This window comes from Ruegeria sp. BHSB064, assembly GCF_059613205.1.
The window spans coordinates 20,850-36,790 of record NZ_JBXWSB010000036.1 but is presented as its reverse complement, the minus strand read 5'-3'; the positions used below and the strand labels follow the sequence as shown (position 1 = coordinate 36,790).

The 15,941-nt window shown below is 56.6% G+C and carries 12 protein-coding genes; 8 read left to right on the top strand and 4 right to left on the bottom strand.

Translation table 11 applies throughout. The features are described 5' to 3' along the window. From AC2FNU_RS10945 to AC2FNU_RS10935, 3 genes are all read left to right on the top strand, one after another. Positions 1-2,884: beta strand repeat-containing protein (locus tag AC2FNU_RS10945; RefSeq protein ID WP_496788082.1), on the top strand; the 2,884-nt coding region annotated here is incomplete at its 5' end. A 64-nt stretch (positions 2,885-2,948) separates the two neighbouring features. Continuing rightward, positions 2,949-4,709, top strand: coding sequence for a type I secretion system permease/ATPase (locus tag AC2FNU_RS10940; protein ID WP_496788081.1), 1,761 nt, complete (start codon positions 2,949-2,951; stop codon positions 4,707-4,709). After that, the gene (locus tag AC2FNU_RS10935) at positions 4,706-6,076 is read left to right on the top strand and encodes an HlyD family type I secretion periplasmic adaptor subunit (protein WP_496788080.1); all 1,371 of its coding nucleotides are present in this window, start codon (positions 4,706-4,708) and stop codon (positions 6,074-6,076) included. Before AC2FNU_RS10940 ends, AC2FNU_RS10935 begins: the two co-directional genes overlap by 4 nt. A gap of 107 nt (positions 6,077-6,183) precedes the next feature. On the opposite strand, the gene AC2FNU_RS10930 is transcribed toward AC2FNU_RS10935, so the two are convergent. Then, positions 6,184-6,801 (bottom strand): TetR/AcrR family transcriptional regulator, encoded by a 618-nt coding sequence (locus AC2FNU_RS10930; RefSeq protein ID WP_496788079.1) that lies wholly within the window; start codon positions 6,799-6,801, stop codon positions 6,184-6,186. A gap of 146 nt (positions 6,802-6,947) precedes the next feature. Between AC2FNU_RS10930 and AC2FNU_RS10925 the strand changes: the two genes are divergently transcribed. From AC2FNU_RS10925 to AC2FNU_RS10910, 4 genes are all read left to right on the top strand, one after another. Continuing rightward, the gene (locus AC2FNU_RS10925) at positions 6,948-7,877 is read left to right on the top strand and encodes an AEC family transporter (protein ID WP_496788078.1); all 930 of its coding nucleotides are present in this window, start codon (positions 6,948-6,950) and stop codon (positions 7,875-7,877) included. 103 nt (positions 7,878-7,980) lie between these two features. Beyond that, positions 7,981-8,814 carry an S-formylglutathione hydrolase gene (gene fghA / locus AC2FNU_RS10920; protein WP_496788077.1) on the top strand — a complete coding sequence of 278 codons (834 nt, stop codon included), beginning with the start codon at positions 7,981-7,983 and terminating at the stop codon, positions 8,812-8,814. A 3-nt stretch (positions 8,815-8,817) separates the two neighbouring features. Further along, complete coding sequence (gene sthA / locus AC2FNU_RS10915) at positions 8,818-10,275, top strand: Si-specific NAD(P)(+) transhydrogenase (RefSeq protein ID WP_480799210.1); 1,458 nt, start codon at positions 8,818-8,820, stop codon at positions 10,273-10,275. Beyond that, positions 10,272-10,727: a YaiI/YqxD family protein gene (locus tag AC2FNU_RS10910; protein WP_496788076.1), complete on the top strand. Its 456-nt coding sequence runs from the start codon at positions 10,272-10,274 to the stop codon at positions 10,725-10,727. Before sthA ends, AC2FNU_RS10910 begins: the two co-directional genes overlap by 4 nt. 492 nt (positions 10,728-11,219) lie before the next feature. Here AC2FNU_RS10910 and AC2FNU_RS10905 read toward each other — a convergent pair whose 3' ends face one another. Then, positions 11,220-12,455, bottom strand: a complete 1,236-nt coding sequence (locus tag AC2FNU_RS10905) for an MFS transporter (protein WP_496788075.1) — start codon at positions 12,453-12,455, stop codon at positions 11,220-11,222. 148 nt (positions 12,456-12,603) lie between these two features. Between AC2FNU_RS10905 and zapE the strand changes: the two genes are divergently transcribed. Next, positions 12,604-13,662 (top strand): cell division protein ZapE, encoded by a 1,059-nt coding sequence (gene zapE / locus AC2FNU_RS10900; RefSeq protein WP_496788074.1) that lies wholly within the window; start codon positions 12,604-12,606, stop codon positions 13,660-13,662. A 62-nt stretch (positions 13,663-13,724) separates the two neighbouring features. Here zapE and AC2FNU_RS10895 read toward each other — a convergent pair whose 3' ends face one another. Continuing rightward, positions 13,725-14,999 carry a bifunctional folylpolyglutamate synthase/dihydrofolate synthase gene (locus tag AC2FNU_RS10895; RefSeq protein WP_496788073.1) on the bottom strand — a complete coding sequence of 425 codons (1,275 nt, stop codon included), beginning with the start codon at positions 14,997-14,999 and terminating at the stop codon, positions 13,725-13,727. Further along, complete coding sequence (gene accD, locus AC2FNU_RS10890) at positions 14,996-15,925, bottom strand: acetyl-CoA carboxylase, carboxyltransferase subunit beta (protein WP_496788072.1); 930 nt, start codon at positions 15,923-15,925, stop codon at positions 14,996-14,998. The genes AC2FNU_RS10895 and accD overlap by 4 nt, the downstream gene beginning before the upstream one ends. Between the last annotated feature and the right edge of the window lie 16 nt (positions 15,926-15,941).

The following is a 15,941-nucleotide window of genomic DNA, read 5'->3' as shown; positions in this document are numbered from 1 at the left end:
CTCTGTTCGCAACTTCGGCGAGATCGCGGGTGAGTTTAACGGCGTGCAATTTGCTGGTGCCGAAAGCTCGGGCAGCCTGGACAATTTCCGTGGTGCCGTCATCAGCTCCGACAGCCGCGCCGTCGATATCCAAGGTCAAGGCATCGATGTTCGCAACTTCGGTGACATCATCGGCACGGGCGACCAGCGCAATGGTACCATCTACACCAACTCGACGGCCGAGGACGTCTCGATCTCGAACTTCACCGGCGGTACTATTGATGCAGGCGAGGGCAACCAGGGCGCTGGTGTTTCCCTGCAGATCGGTGATGAAGCCGGTGACCGCGTGCAAACCGATGTGTTCAACGGCTTTGGCGCGACCATTCAAGGTCGCGGTCAGGCGGCTGCCAACACCTCGCTGGCGGGCGACGGCATCCGAATCGACGACGGCGCTGAAGGCACCATCCTGGAAACCGAGATCATTAACAGCGGCCTGATCTCGAGCGAAAGCAATCAGGGCACAGCGGCAGGTATTCGCATAACCGATGGGGCAAATGCCGAAGGTGAGATCCTGAACACCTCAACCGGTGTGATCGAAGGCCCCCGCAACGGCCTTTACATCGGCAACGGCGAGCATGATCTTGACGTGCTGAACTTTGGCACCATCCAGTCGGGTAGCCGCGCGGTCAATATCGATGGCTCTGGTGTCGACCTGATTAACGGTGGTGATATCCTTGGCACCGATGATCAGCGCAACGGCACTGTCTACGCGGAGGACACTGCACGGGATTTTTCGATCAATAACCTGGCGACAGGCACGATTGACGCGGGCGAACACAACAACGGCGCGGGTATCTCGCTGTCTTTGGCCGAAGACGGCAACGGTGACATTGAAATCGAGAACGCTGGCATCATTGCCGGACGTGGCAACGCAGGCGCGGCGCTGGGTACGGCGGGCGACGGCATTCGTCTGGAAGGTGTGCGCCAGGAGGGTGGCTTTGCGCCTGCCTCATTCACGGGCACCATCACCAACAGCGGCAACATCTCGTCCGAAGGTGCCAACGGCACAGTTGGCGCGTTCCGTGCGGTGAACAATGTCAATTTCCAAGGCCAACTGATCAACGAAGAAACTGGTGTGTTCGCAGGTGGTCAGAACGGTGTCTATTTTGGAACCGGTGACCATTCTGGTGGATCGTTTGTCAACCGTGGCCTTGTCACGTCAGACAGTCGTGCCCTGAACATCGACGGTGTTGGCCTTGAGGTGTTGAACGAAGGCGAAATTCTTGGCACCGGAGACCAGCGCAACGGAACCGTCTATGCCGATGGTACCGCCGACAACTACTCCTTTATCAACACTGGCTTGGTGGATGCGGGCGAAGGTAACAATGGCTCGGCAGTTTCCCTGCAAACCGGCGATGTGTCGGGGGACGTGGTCTCGGCAGCTGTTTTGAACCAAGGTATATTGCAAGGTCGTGGTGACGCGACCGAAGGCAATCAGGTTGGCGATGGTCTGCGCCTGTTCACCAGCCAGGATGACGCATCCTTTGCCGGTATTGTGGTCAACGAAGGTCTGATCGCAGGGTCCGAAGACTCGGATGCCGCCGCCGGTATCCGCGTGGATGGCGGTCTGAACCTGCTGGGTGCAATCCTGAATGAGGGCGAGATCCGTGGGACGGTCAATGCCATTGATGCGTCTGATGCGGGCAGCATCACCTTCGTCAATGACGACGAGGGTGTGATCAACGGCAATGTTCTACTGAGCACTGGCGACGACATCTTTGTCGATCTGGGCACCACCAATGGCGATGTCGACGGTGGCGCTGGCGATGATGTTCTGATCGCGGGCGATGCTGACAACGTTCTGACCGGTGGTCTGGGCAATGACTTCATCGACGGTGGAGAAGGCATCGACACTGCAGATTTCTCGGATCTGGATGTCGCAGTCAATGTTCGTCTCGACGCCAACGGCAACGGCACGGCCACACGCGACACCGGCTTTAACGTCTCGATCGTGGATGCGGTTGTTGCGGCGCCGGATCAATTCGGTGCAAACATCCCGGACGGCGCTTGGTTTGTAGAGGAAGCGGTTCAGGGCAACCTGTACTATAACATCCACACGACCGAATTCCTTGCTGGTGAAATCCGCGGGCAGTTGCTGGTCGACAGCGATGTAACCGAAAACGGTATTCGCACAGTGTCCCTGAGCGGCGGTCTTGATGCGGCACAGGAGCCTGGGCCAACTTCGGACAGCCAAGCGACGGGCGAGGCAACTGTTGTCATCACTCAGAATCTTGCAACGGGCGAAGTCACCTATTCCAGCGAACTGAGTGTTGTGGGCTTGAACGAAGCCGACCTGAACACACCGATCCCCGGTGTCGTTTCCGCCATCCATTTGCATAATGCGCCTGCCGGTCAGAACGGCCCGGTCGTGCAGGACACGCTGGTGGATGCAGGTGCTACGCTGGATTCGGACGCCGTCGGTGGCACAGGAGTTATCGGTCAGGATGTCATCGATAACCAGATCGAAACCGACATTCTGCAGTCCATTGAAAACGTTGTCGGATCCGATGATGGCGATGTGATCATCGGCAGCGATCAGACCAACGTGTTGAACGGCGCGGACGGTGATGATCTTCTGAACGGAGAAGGTGGCGACGATATCCTCATTGGCGGCGCTGGGGCGGATACGTTCCAGTTTGGCGCGAACTTCGGCAACGACACCATCGAGGACTTCGAAGTAGGTCTGGATCAGCTGCAATTTGGTGACTTCGGTCCTGACTTTGGGGCGCAAGTCAACGTGGCTCAGGACGGTGGCGATGCCGTAATCAGCTTCGGGGATGAGGGTTCGGTCCGTCTGGTTGGCATCAATGCAGCCGAACTGAACGACGACGATTTCGTTGCATAAGCAAACAGTTGGCGGGGCGGCTTGTGGTCGCCCCGCTATTTCCAAACCGGAAAGGATCAACACGATGTTGCAGAAAACCAATCCCGTCAAAGCCGCCTGGGGGTCGCTGCGCAAAGGATTTGTTGCAGTTGCCTTCTTTAGTTTGTTTCTGAACCTGCTGATGCTGGCCGGACCGATCTACATGCTACAGGTCTATGACCGCGTCCTGACCAGCCAGAATGCTGACACGCTGATCGCCCTGTCGTTGCTGCTGGCAGGTGTCTTTGTAGTGATTGCCTGCCTTGATCTGATACGGATGCGCATCCTGGGCCGCTTGGCTGCCCGGTTCGAGATGAAAGTCGGAGCGCCTGTTCTAGGGGCCGCCATGAAACGCCGTGTGCAGGGGGAAGCTGCCCCCGGCGACAATCTGGTCGAGGACGTAAACGGGTTTCGCGAGTTCATTTCAGGCACAACTCTGGCCGCCTTTTTCGATGCACCGTGGATACCGCTGTATCTGTTGGTCCTATATGTCCTGCATCCCCTTCTCGGGCTGCTTGGACTGGCCGGAGCTCTGACGCTGACCGCAATGGCCCTGATCAACAATGCCCGTGCACACAAGCCGATGCAGCAGGCAGCACAGGCGCGCGGCCGTGCGGACGCGCTGTTTCGAACCGGAGACAGCAATGCCGAACTGGTCCATGCGCTGGGCATGAAATCCGATCTGGTGCGCCGCTGGACTTCTCTGCAGCTCGACGCGCATCGCCAAAAAACCCGCGTTGCCGACCGGATCGCCAGCTTTTCGGTGATGTCCAAGACTCTGCGCATGGGGCTGCAATCCGCGGCTCTTGGCCTTGGCGCGGCATTGGCGATTACCGGGGAAACCACAGCAGGCGTTATGATCGCGGCGACCATTGTTCTGGCTCGCGCTCTTGCCCCGATCGATCAATTGATTGGGCAATGGCGCACCTTTCTGGCCGCGCGCGGCTCGTATGCCAAAATCACAAAACTCACCGAAGATTTCGCGGAAACGCCTGCCAATCTGCACCTGCCTCGTGCGTTTAAATCTCTGGATGTCAGAATCGCGCAAGCGGGTCCGCCCTGCGCGGTCAATGCCACTCTGCGCAGCATTGATTTCAGCTTGGCTGCTGGCGATGTGCTGGCAATCATCGGCCCCAGTGGTTCCGGGAAAACAACACTGGGCAAGATGCTGGCCGGAATCTGGCACCCGCAACGGGGTGAGGTTTTGCTGGACGGCAGCCCCATGTCGAAATGGAACCGCGAGGATCTGGGCAAGCAGATCGGCTATCTGCCGCAGGATGTGGACCTGTTTGACGGCACGATCCGCGAAAATATAGGTCGCTTTGCCGTCGCCATCGATGATGCCGAGGTTCTGCGCGCCGCACGCGAGGCCGGAGTGCATGAGCTGATCAGCAGCCTGCCTGACGGGTATGAAACACGCATTGGTCAGGGATTCTTCCTGTCGGGCGGACAGCGTCAGCGCCTTGCCCTTGCGCGCGCGCTTTATGGCGATCCGTTTGTCCTGGTGCTGGACGAACCGAACTCGGATCTGGACGCAGATGGCGAAAAGGCCCTGCGCGACGCGATTTTGACAGCACAGGCACGGGGATCAATCAGCATCGTCATGACCCACCGTCCTGCCACGTTGCAGGCGGCCAACAAAGTCATGGTTCTTCGCAACGGATCACAAGCCCAGTTTGGCGACAAGGGGGACGTTTTGAAGGTCAAAACTCAAAACGTTCTAAAATCGCCCGCACAGCGCGCTGCATCTGGCAAGCCCACCCTGCATCTATCAGAAGACACGCGCATTAAAGGAGCCGCACAATGACCCGTATAGTTCCCTATGCTTCAAACAACACAACTCCAGACCTTTACGACGCGCGGGTTGTCGACGTCACCGATGCGACACCCGGCATCCGCCTGTATGTACTATTTGGTCTTTTCACATTGCTCGCCTTTGTCGGTGGCAGCATCTACTGGGCCTTTGCATCCAGACTTGACGGAGCCGTCGTGGCCCCTGCCTCTTTTGTCGTCGAAGGGGATCGCAAAACGGTTGAGCATCTCGACGGTGGCATCGTCCGGTCTATTCTGGTCGCCGATGGTGAGGCGGTCGAACAGGGGCAACCTCTGATCCGACTCGACAGCACCGAGATTGACGTCGACCTCAGCGTGCTGGGCAGCCAGATCGGCGAGCTTTCTGTCCGTCGCGCGCGACTGATTGCGCAGCTACAGGGACAGGCTCATTTTGACGAAGCCACTGCCTTTCAGAACTTCCAAGAAGATATGAACCGTCTTCACTGGGCTTCAGCTTTTCTGACGCAAAAACAACTGTTTGACGCCGAGCACCGCGCCCGTGCGACCGAAGCGGAGATCAACGCACAACGTATTTCAGCGCTGCGGGATCAGATTGATGGCCTGAACGAGCAGCGGATCAGCACGCAAAACCAGATGACCATCACACGTGCTGAGTTGGAAAGCCTGCAGACCCTTCTGGACAAGGGCCTGGTTGCAATCACGCGGGTCAGCGCCCGACAGATCGAAGTTGAACGGCTTTCGGGCGTCGATGCGTCGCTTCGGACACAGATAGCCCAAGCAGAAAACCAGGTCAGCGAGTTGAAGCTGACAATGATCAGTCAGAAAAAGCTGCGCGATGAAGTTCTGGCCGGAGAACTCGCTGTCGTCGATGCCCAGCTTGATCTGTTGCGCCCACAGTTCTCAGGTACCGTGGAGCGCCGTAAGCGGATCGAAATCCTTGCGCCGGTCAGTGGCCGTGTGGTGAACCTTGCCGCATCGACCACAGGAGGGGTGATCAGACCAGGTGAGCACATCATGGAAATCGTGCCCGCTGACCAAGCTTTGATTGTCGAAGCGCGGGTGAAACCCGGCGACATCGACAAGCTGAAAATCGGTCAGGCCACACGTATCCGCTTGTCTGCCTTTGCCCAAGCCGATGTTCCCGAAGCGCAAGGAGCCATCGTTGATATCTCTGCCGACGCCCTGGAAGACGAACGAACGGGCGAGGCCTACTACAAAGCACGGGTCAAACTGGATGATCAGCAATCCAAAGAGGTTGCGGCCTTGGATCTGGTGCCCGGCATGCCGGCTGACTTGTTTGTCACGACAGGCGAACGTGCTGTTATTGCCTATCTGGCTCAGCCCATAAGCGAACGCCTCGCGCGAACATTTATCGAATAAACGCTTTCAAAAGACTTTTGAAATAAAGCCTTTTTGTATCGAGTGTTTTGGTGAGTGAACGATGGTCTGCGTGCCTGTTCGGGCGCGGGCCATCACTTTTTTGAAGCTTAGCATCCGTAGCTGGCCAAAAACATGTCAACTGCTTGCGTCGCGACCTCATTGATTTCACTCTGGCTAAAGCTGTTCTGAATTCCAAATGCAGCTCGGGCCCAGATGCGCACTTTACATAGCTCGGAAAACTGTTCTGCCGCGATATGCACATTTTCAATGCACAACTCGCCCTTGGCCACCGCCTTTTCCAGATAGGCTGCCATCTGCCTTTGGCCGTTTTGCGGGCCCGCCTCGTAAAAAGCACGGCCCAATTCGGGGAACCGGTCGCGTTCGGCAACACAGATCCGAAAAACTTGTTGTGCGAATTCGGACACAAGAAAAGCCGTGAGCTGCGTGGCCGCTATCTGCAGTACCTCGCGCGCAGGTTTGGTCTCATCAATCATTGACAGAATGCGCTCAGACATCAGACGACATTCTGTTTGCGCAACTTCCATGAACAAAAGGCGCTTGTCCGGGAAATAGCTATAGAGTGTTGCCTTTGACACGCCTGCTGCGCGGGCAATGTCGTCTACGCTTGCTCCTTCGAACCCATCTGCCATGAAAACCTCTCGGGCCCCGCGCAAAACCTGATCGAACTTTCGGCCTGTGCGCAGGATGGTGGCTGTTTGGGTCATGTCATCTCCGGGATTGGTCTGGGCATCAGTTTATAAACCGCTCAGTTCAGATACAATGATTTTCGCACTCTATGAAACCGTAGCCCGGGGCATTCCCGTGATGTCAAAGGCTTGCGGCGCAGACAAACCATGCTAGGAGTCTGTCCATGGTCGATGTTTTTCTGCGCACCCTTCCCTTTTTTGCGATTATCGGCCTGGGATACTGGGCGGGGCGCACTCGGTTTTTTACGGCCGAGGCAACTGCCTATCTTACCAAGTTCGTCTTCTTTTTTGCGCTTTCGGCCATGCTGTTTCGCTTTGCAGCCACCTTGCCGTTTGCCGAAATCTTCAATGCGCGACTGGTCCTTGGGTATCTGAGCGGTACAATTGCTGTTTATGCTGTGGCAACATGCGTCGCGTGGCTGCGAGGGCTGGATGTGCCAACAGCGGCTGTTGAGGCACAATGCGCAGCCATTGGCAACGTAGGCTTTCTGGGACTACCGATGCTGGCGCTGTTGTTCAGCGAAGCGGCCATTGGTCCGGTGATGGTGGTTCTTACAGTGGACCTTGTTGTGTTCTCGTCCCTCATTGTGATCCTGATCAACGGTGGCCGCGACGGTAAACTCACTTTGGGTACGTTCAAGTTGATCGGTCTCGGGCTTCTGAAAAACCCGATGATTGTGTCAATCTCGGCTGGGTTGGTCTGGTCATCTTTGGAAATTCCGGTTCCGGAACCTTTGAATGACTTTCTGACCATTCTGGGCGGTGCGGCCACACCAGGTGCTCTGTTTGCTATCGGGGCCTCACTGGCTGGCAAGTCGGCCGAACGTGTCGAAATCGCCGCTTGGCTGAGCTTTTGCAAGTTGGTGATACACCCGATATGCGTTGCAGTTGCGTTGCTCTGGCTCGTGCCGATTGACATTTTTCCGGCCTCGGTTGCCATCGCTGCAGCCGCCTTGCCGGTTGCTGGCAATGTCTACATGCTGGCGGCGCATTACGGGGTCGCCCCGCACAGGGCCTCGGCGGCCATTCTGCTTTCAACGGTGGCCAGCATCCTGACCGTACCCGTGGTAATCGCTTGGCTCAGTGGTCTCTGACCTTCACCTTTTCGAAAAATACTCTCACGGCCAGCGGTCGGACTTTACGCGGCGTCTCTGGATCGTTAGCCATGTCGCGACTCTAATGTAAGGACGATGCCTGATGGAAACCCTCTCGGAGAACGCCTGTTTCGGCGGAGTGCAGGGCGTGTACCGCCATGCCTCCTCGGTCTGCCAATGCGACATGACTTTTGGCCTTTTTCTTCCAGCCGAGGCGAAGGACGGGCCGGTTCCCATCCTATGGTATCTGTCCGGCCTGACCTGCACACATGAAAACGCCATGACTAAAGCAGGAGCACAAGCCTGGGCCGCAGAACAGGGAATTGCCGTCGTGTTTCCGGATACTTCGCCGCGTGGCGAAGGTGTGGCGGATCACGAAGACTACGACCTGGGTCAAGGCGCCGGGTTTTATGTGAACGCAACGCAATCCCCGTGGGGCCCACATTTCCAGATGTGGGACTACATTGCCGAAGAACTGCCTGCCCTGTTGATAGAAAACTTTGCCATCGACAGCGATCGGCAGGCCATCACCGGCCATTCGATGGGGGGTCACGGCGCACTGACCTTGGCGATGAACCTGCCGGGGCGGTTCCGTTCAGTCTCGGCCTTCGCGCCGATTTCAAATCCGACCGGATCGGATTGGGGTCGCAAACAGCTAAGTGCTTATCTCGGGGACGACGAGGCCCTCTGGGCCAAACATGATGCGTCTTTGCTGATGAAAGGCAAAGGCTTCGACGGTCCAATCCTGATCGATACGGGTGCCAATGACCAGTTCATGGACCTGTTACGCCCCGAAGCGCTGGCTCAAGCCATCGCTGAACGCCGCCAACATGCAACCTATCGCTTCCAGCCGGGCTATGACCATTCGTATTTCTTTGTTTCCACCTTTATGGAAGACCACATCGTTTTCCATGCTGAGGCGCTTTACGGAGACTGAGGTATGAGCAAATACGACTACGACTTGGTCATTATCGGGTCCGGCCCCTCGGGTCGGTCTGCGGCCATTCAGGCGGGAAAGTTAAAACGTCGCGTTCTGGTGATCGACCGTAAGGATCGCTTCGGAGGAGTGTCTGTTCACACTGGCACAATTCCCTCTAAAACCCTTCGAGAAACGGTTCTGAACCTCTCAGGTTGGCGAGAGCGCAGTTTTTACGGCCGTTCCTACCGGGTCAAAGACCAAATCCGCGCCGAAGATCTCAAGGCCCGCCTGCATATGACGCTCGACCATGAGGTCGACGTATTGGAGCACCAGTTCAACCGCAATCACGTTGACACATTGGATGGTCTGGCCAAATTCGTCGGACCTCATGAGGTTGAAGTCGCCACAGATGCCGGTGAAACGACCCGCGTGACGGCAGCCAAATTTCTGATCGCCACCGGCACCAAGACTTACCGCCCGGAATATGTGCCTTTCAATGGCAAGACTGTGGTTGACGGTGACGAGTTTCTGGAAATGGCAGAAATTCCGAGGTCGCTTGTCGTTATTGGCGCAGGTGTCATCGGCGTCGAATACGCCACGATGTTCTCCGCCCTGGACGTGCGGGTGACTTTGATCGAACCTCGCGACACATTTCTGGATTTCATTGACAGTCGCTTGATCCACGACTTCACCCACCAGATCCGCGAAAACGGCGTTGACCTGCGATTGGGCTCTGCTGTCGAAAAGATAGAGGATGCTGGTGAGCACGTAGAAGTAACGTTGGAAAACGGCCGTCATGTACGGGCCGAAATGCTGCTGTTTGCAGCTGGACGTATGGGTGCGACTTCGAAACTCAATCTTGATGCCGTTGGTCTGGAAACCGATCATCGCAACCGGATCAAGGTAGATCGCAAAACATACCAGACCGCGGTGCCGCATATCTATGCGACCGGTGACGTCATTGGGCACCCGTCTCTGGCCTCGACTTCGCTACAGCAAGGACGCGTGGCCGCCTGTCACGCCCTTGAGACGCCGACTTTGCCGGAAAGCCCGTGGTATCCTTACGGCATCTATTCCGTGCCCGAAATTTCCACCTGCGGAATGTCCGAGGAAGAACTGCAAGAACGCGGGATCCCCTATGAGGTTGGCGTTGCCCGGTTTCGTGAAACCTCGCGCGGGCACATCATGGGGCTAGAGCACGGGATGCTGAAAATGCTGTTCTCGCTCAAGACCCGCCGGGTCCTGGGTGTGCAGATTGTTGGCGAGGGTGCGACGGAATTGATTCACATCGCTCAGGCTGTGTTGAACCTTAAGGGCACGGTGGATTACTTCGTTCAGAATACATTCAACTATCCAACACTTGCCGAGGCTTACAAGATCGCCGGGCTGGATGCGTTCAACCGGATGCCAATCCCTGAAGAGTTCAAGGTGCGCAAGAAATCTGCCGAACCTGCCAAAAAAGAGGCGAAGAGAGCGTGACAACGCTCTACATCGATGGCGATGCCTGCCCAGTGAAGGGTGAAGCGGAACGGGTCGCAACCCGCCACAAAGTTCCCATGGTGCTGGTGTCCAACGGCGGGCTTCGCCCTTCGGCCAATCCGCTGGTGCAGATCGTTATCGTCTCGGAAGGGGCTGATGAAGCGGACAAATGGATCGCCGAGCGATGTGGTACTGGGGATGTCGTTGTTACGTCTGACATCCCTCTGGCCGCCAAATGCGTTGAGGCCGGTGCACGTGTTCTACGTCCGAATGGTGAAGCCTTTACAGCGGCCAATATAGGCCAGCAATTGGCGATGCGCGATTTGATGGCCGATCTGCGCGCCTCAAATCCATTGGGCACCAGTGGCGGCGGACGACCGTTCGGAAAAGCGGACCGCTCGCGATTTCTGGATGCGTTAGAGCGGGAAGTTCGCGCCGCTATAAGAAACTAGGTCTGCTGACGAAAAGCCCAAAAAACAGATGTGAAATCTGAAACACCGATTTACAAGCCCAGCGTAAGGACACAGCTGAGTTTAAATTCGGATCAGGCTATTCGAGTACCGAGGCTGCAATACACGCGTTCAGGGCAGTTACTATCGAGCGATATGGTGGGAGCAATCGGTAGGCGAAGTTCGCAGTATTGATCAATGCGGGTTGCCGCGCGTCAGCCTGCGGGCGAACCGATGCGGCTTAAGCCCCAATTGAAAACCGCGATGCCAGGGAAGAGAGTTATTTCCTCGGCGTGGAAGAATACTCGGCCATAGCAGATGTTCGCGTGACTCCGGATCGCGTAGAAGCGGTCAAACCTGCGTTCGATGTCCCGTCCAAGAGCATGGTGGCATCTCGGGCTAAACCTGCACGAGCTGTTTTCGCACGTCAGTTTAAACACACAAGCTCTTGATATGCCCCGGTGGTCTTTCCATTGGCAGAGCTTGAAAAACGCGTCAGGCCGGAACGGCCGAGCGGTTCTCACGAATGGGCAAATGAACAATTGCGCTGAACGCGCCAATTGCGACACCGATCCACCAGACCATGCTATAGTCGCCGAACTGGTCATACATACGACCGCCCAGCCAGACGCCCAGAAAACTGCCAAGCTGATGGCTGAAAAAGATAATGCCGTATAGCGTGCCCATGTACCGCAAGCCGTAAAGGTGGGCCACAAGGCCAGAGGTTAGCGGTACAGTGGCAAGCCAAAGCGATCCCATCACCAGAGAAAACACAATGACCGAGATTGGCGTGATCGGGAACAGGATGAACAAGGCTGCAGCCAGTGTTCTGCCCGTATATACCCCAGCCAGCAGGTATTTCTTGGGAAAATGGTTTCCTGCCCAGCCGGCCAGCAACGTACCACCTATGTTGGCCAGACCGATCAGAGAAATCGACACGGCCCCCAGCGCCGAAGTCGAAGTGATGCCAATGGAATGCAATACACCACCGGGTTGGATCGGGCCGCACATCTCGGTCACAAATGCGGGGAAATGAGCGGTGATAAACCCAAGCTGATACCCACAACTAAAGAACCCCAGAAAAATCAATGCGTAGGAAGGATCGCGGAACGCTTTCCCCAAGATCTCACCCATGCTTTCGTGCAGTTCCGCCTTGCTGGCAGTCTGAGGCGCGCGCATGAAAGGCAAGGCTAGAACAAGCGCCAATATCGCAACCGCAAACACGATGAAGACTTGCTGCCAGGGCAAGAAGGTCAGCAACCATTCGGCCGTAGGCGCCCCAAGAACCTGCCCAAAACTCCCTGCCGCTGTGACAATGGCAAGCGACATGGATCGGTTTTCGTCAGAAGATGCGCGCCCGACCACAGCCAGAACCACGCCAAATCCGGTTCCGGCAATACCGAAGCCCACCAGCCACGCGTAGATCTGATGCTCAAAAGGTGTGACGGACCACGCCGAAAGCACCATACCAGCCGCATAGGTTAGTGCACCCAGAATGATGGCCTTGCGGTCGCCGACCTTTTCGGCGATTGCACCAAAGATCGGCTGGCCAATTCCCCAAGCCAGGTTTTGAATGGCAATCGCCAGCGAGAAATCAGTACGCAGCCATCCAAACTCATCCGCGATCGGAATCTGAAACACACCGAAAGAGGCGCGCACGGCAAAGCTGACCGTGATGATGATACATCCGACAATCAGGATCGGATTCAGCAGGCGGGCGGATTGCGGCATTGAGACCTCGGGCGGTTTGCCCGAAGGACCGTATCGGTTTTATGGGTGGCGTCAATTCAGCAGATTTGCGGTCACGGATAAGCAAATTTGATGTGTTGAGAAAATGGTTTCTTTTCAACGCGCGATGGGGCGGGTAAGGCTCGGAGTTATGACGGATCTGATATCGCTATACGAGGCCCGCGTCGCGGATGGAACTCTGACGCGCGACGACGCACAAGAGGCCGTTCTTCCCCAATTCGAACGCATTCGTGCCGCGCTGTCCGAGCCAGTCAAACGCGGGTTCTTCCGTAAGGCCCCCCCACCCCCCAAAGGCTTGTATCTTTGGGGCGGTGTCGGGCGTGGAAAATCGATGCTGATGGACATGTTCGTCGAAACGCTTGGCGAAATACCCGCGCGGCGCGTCCATTTTCATGCATTCATGCAGGAAATTCACGCAGGCATGCATAAAGCCCGACAAAAGAATGTCGAAGACGCTCTGGCTCCGGTGGCAAAGGAAGTGGTTAAATCCGTCCGGTTGCTGGCCTTTGATGAAATGCAGATCACTGACATTACCGATGCGATGATAGTCGGACGTCTTTTCGATCTGTTGCATGAGGGCGGTGTAGTGGTGGTTACGACGTCAAACAGGCACCCAGATGACCTGTATAAAGACGGGCTGAACAGACAATTGTTCCTGCCTTTTATCGCGCATATCAAAGAACAGCTGCGGGTCTGGGAGCTGGTTTCGCCAACCGATTACCGCCAAAACAGGTTGGAAGGCGCGCCTGTCTATTTCACGCCAATCGGCCCGGAAGCCCGGCAGAACATACGAGAGGTCTGGAAAGATCTTGCGGGCGGCCCTGCCGAACCGCTTGTGTTACAAGTCAATAGCCGCGCGGTGGAACTGCCGGCCTTTCGCAATGGGGTCGCTCGGGCATCGTTTTATGACCTGTGCGGACGGATGCTGGGGCCTGCTGATTATCTGGCGATTGCCGACGCCGTGAAAGTTCTGGTGCTGGAAGACATCCCGCGCCTGTCGCGGAACAACTTTAATGAAGCCAAGCGGTTCGTAACCCTCATCGATGCGCTTTATGAAGCCCGCGTGCGCTTGATCTGTTCCGCAGCGGCCGAGCCCGAAATGCTGTATGTAGAAGGCGAAGGGACGTTCGAATTTGAACGCACCGCGTCACGCTTGCGGGAGATGCAGGACAAAAATTGGGGCACCTAGGGGGCTTTGCCCCCGCCGCGCTGCGCGCGTCTCCCCCAAGGTATTTTCAAACAGAAGAAGTGTTAGCCGTTTTCACGCAAAATATTGCCTGCAAGGTAGAGCGAGCCGCAGATCAAAACGCGGGCTTGAGGATCTTGGCTTATAATCGCCGCCAGCGCATCCGACACGCTGCTTGCCGTAGTTGCGGGCAAGTCGACCTTCGCTGCCGCCGCCGCAGTCTCATCTGCCGTGAGCGTCGCGGCCTCGCCTGGAATCGAAACGGCAGTCAGGCTTGCCGCCTGTCCGACCAGAGGTGCGAGATACCCGGTCACGTCTTTGGTGTTGAGCATACCGCAAATCATATGCGTCGGTTTCTGCGGCAGTTTCGCCAGTACATCTGCCAGCGCAATTCCTGCTGCCGCATTGTGACCGCCATCCAGCCAAAGTTCGGCCTGTGGTGCCTGTTCGATCAACGGGCCGGTTTTCAGGCGTTGCATACGGGCTGGCCATTCGGCTTTGGTTACGGCAGCCTCATAAGCGTCGTCACCCATTTCCATGTGGCGCAGAACGGCCAGGGCTGCGCCTGCGTTCTGAATTTGGTGCGCACCAAGAAGATTGGGCAATGGAAGATCCCGCAATCCGATCTCGTCCTGGTAGATCAGGCGTCCGTTCTCTTCATGAACGTGCCAGTGCTGACCGTGGACCATCAGCGGAGCGCCCAGACGAGCAGCCGTGTATTCGATAACCTCAAGGGCTTCGTCGTGTTGGGGGCCAACGATGCAGGGGACACCGGGTTTGATAATACCTGCCTTTTCAGCGGCGATCTTGCCTATTGTGTTGCCCAGAAACTGCTCGTGATCGATCGATACCGGCGTAATCACAGTTACGGCAGGGTTTTGGACCACGTTTGTCGCATCCAAGCGCCCACCCAGACCGACTTCGAGCAAAGTGTAATCCGCTTTTTCCCGGGCGAAAGCCAGCAAAGCCGCGCAGGTCGTGATTTCGAAATAGGTGATGTTTTCACCGCCATTGGCAGCGTAACACTCGTCGAGAACTGCGGTCAGATCGCGTTCTGAGATCAGGTCTCCGGCCAGCCGGATGCGTTCATGAAACCGTGCCAAGTGGGGCGACGTATAGGCGTGTACAGAGTTCCCTGCCTCCTCAAGCCCTGATCGGATCATGGCCTGGGTCGACCCTTTGCCGTTGGTTCCGGCAATATGAATGACCGGAGGCAACTTGAGCTGTGGGTTGTCCAGCGCCGCCAGCAATCGCCAGACACGATCCAAGGTCAGATCAATGATCTTGGGGTGCAGCGCCATCATCCGGTCGAGGATGGCGTCAGATGTTTGAGCTGTCATTTCTGTCCGGTCTCTTCAGCAGCGGCCTTGTCGGCTTCTACCGGTTCCGGCGCAGGCAGATCACCCATGATCGCCGGAGGCTGGTTCATCAGCATCCGAGTGATGGTGATCAGCTCTTCGCGCATGTCGGTGCGTTTGGTGACACGATCCAGCATACCGTGATCCAGCAAGTATTCGGCGCGTTGGAACCCTTCGGGCAGCTTTTCCCTAATCGTTTGCTCAATCACACGTGGACCAGCAAAACAAATCAATGCGTTGGGTTCCGAGATATGGACATCGCCCAACATCGCGTAAGACGCAGTTACACCCCCGGTGGTGGGGTGGGTCAAAACAACGATGTAAGGCAAGTTCGCCTCTTTCAGCATCTCGACTGCCACGGTTGTACGGGGCATTTGCATCAGGCTGAGAATACCTTCCTGCATCCGTGCGCCGCCTGCGGCAGAAAACAGGATAAGCGGGCGCTTGAGCTTAACGGCTTCTTGCGCGGCAGCGATGATCGCGTTGCCGACATACATGCCCATCGACCCGCCCATGAAAGAAAAGTCCTGCGCGGCGGCAACAATCGGAGTGCGTCCAATTTCGCCTACGGCCACAAGCATGGCCTCTTTTTCGCCGGTCTTCTTTTGCGCCGCTTTCATGCGGTCAGGATATTTTTTCTGATCACGGAATTGCAGCGGATCGTCCTTGGGGGCCGGGACTTCGACTTCGGTGAATATTCCGCCGTCAAACAGGTGTTTGAACCTCTCGCGCGGGGTAATCGCCATATGGTGACCGCATTGGGTGCAGACATTCTGGTTCTCGGCCAACTCGCGATGGAACAGCATCGTCCCGCACTCGTCGCATTTGTGCCAGAGGTTTTCGGGCACTTCCCGTCGCGAGAAAATCGAGTTGATCCGGGGACGGACGTAGTTTGTGATCCAGTTCATGTCGGAACCTTGGCTT

Bases quoted from the DNA above. Each gene is read 5' to 3' on its own strand.
- sthA (WP_480799210.1), top strand. From the start codon at position 8,818: ATGAGCAAATACGACTACGACTTGGTCATTATCGGGTCCGGCCCCTCG.
- fghA (WP_496788077.1), top strand. From the start codon at position 7,981: ATGGAAACCCTCTCGGAGAACGCCTGTTTCGGCGGAGTGCAGGGCGTG.
- AC2FNU_RS10895 (WP_496788073.1), bottom strand. From the start codon at position 14,999: ATGACAGCTCAAACATCTGACGCCATCCTCGACCGGATGATGGCGCTG.
- AC2FNU_RS10930 (WP_496788079.1), bottom strand. From the start codon at position 6,801: ATGACCCAAACAGCCACCATCCTGCGCACAGGCCGAAAGTTCGATCAG.
- AC2FNU_RS10905 (WP_496788075.1), bottom strand. From the start codon at position 12,455: ATGCCGCAATCCGCCCGCCTGCTGAATCCGATCCTGATTGTCGGATGT.
- accD (WP_496788072.1), bottom strand. From the start codon at position 15,925: ATGAACTGGATCACAAACTACGTCCGTCCCCGGATCAACTCGATTTTC.
- AC2FNU_RS10935 (WP_496788080.1), top strand. From the start codon at position 4,706: ATGACCCGTATAGTTCCCTATGCTTCAAACAACACAACTCCAGACCTT.
- AC2FNU_RS10940 (WP_496788081.1), top strand. From the start codon at position 2,949: ATGTTGCAGAAAACCAATCCCGTCAAAGCCGCCTGGGGGTCGCTGCGC.
- zapE (WP_496788074.1), top strand. From the start codon at position 12,604: ATGACGGATCTGATATCGCTATACGAGGCCCGCGTCGCGGATGGAACT.
- AC2FNU_RS10925 (WP_496788078.1), top strand. From the start codon at position 6,948: ATGGTCGATGTTTTTCTGCGCACCCTTCCCTTTTTTGCGATTATCGGC.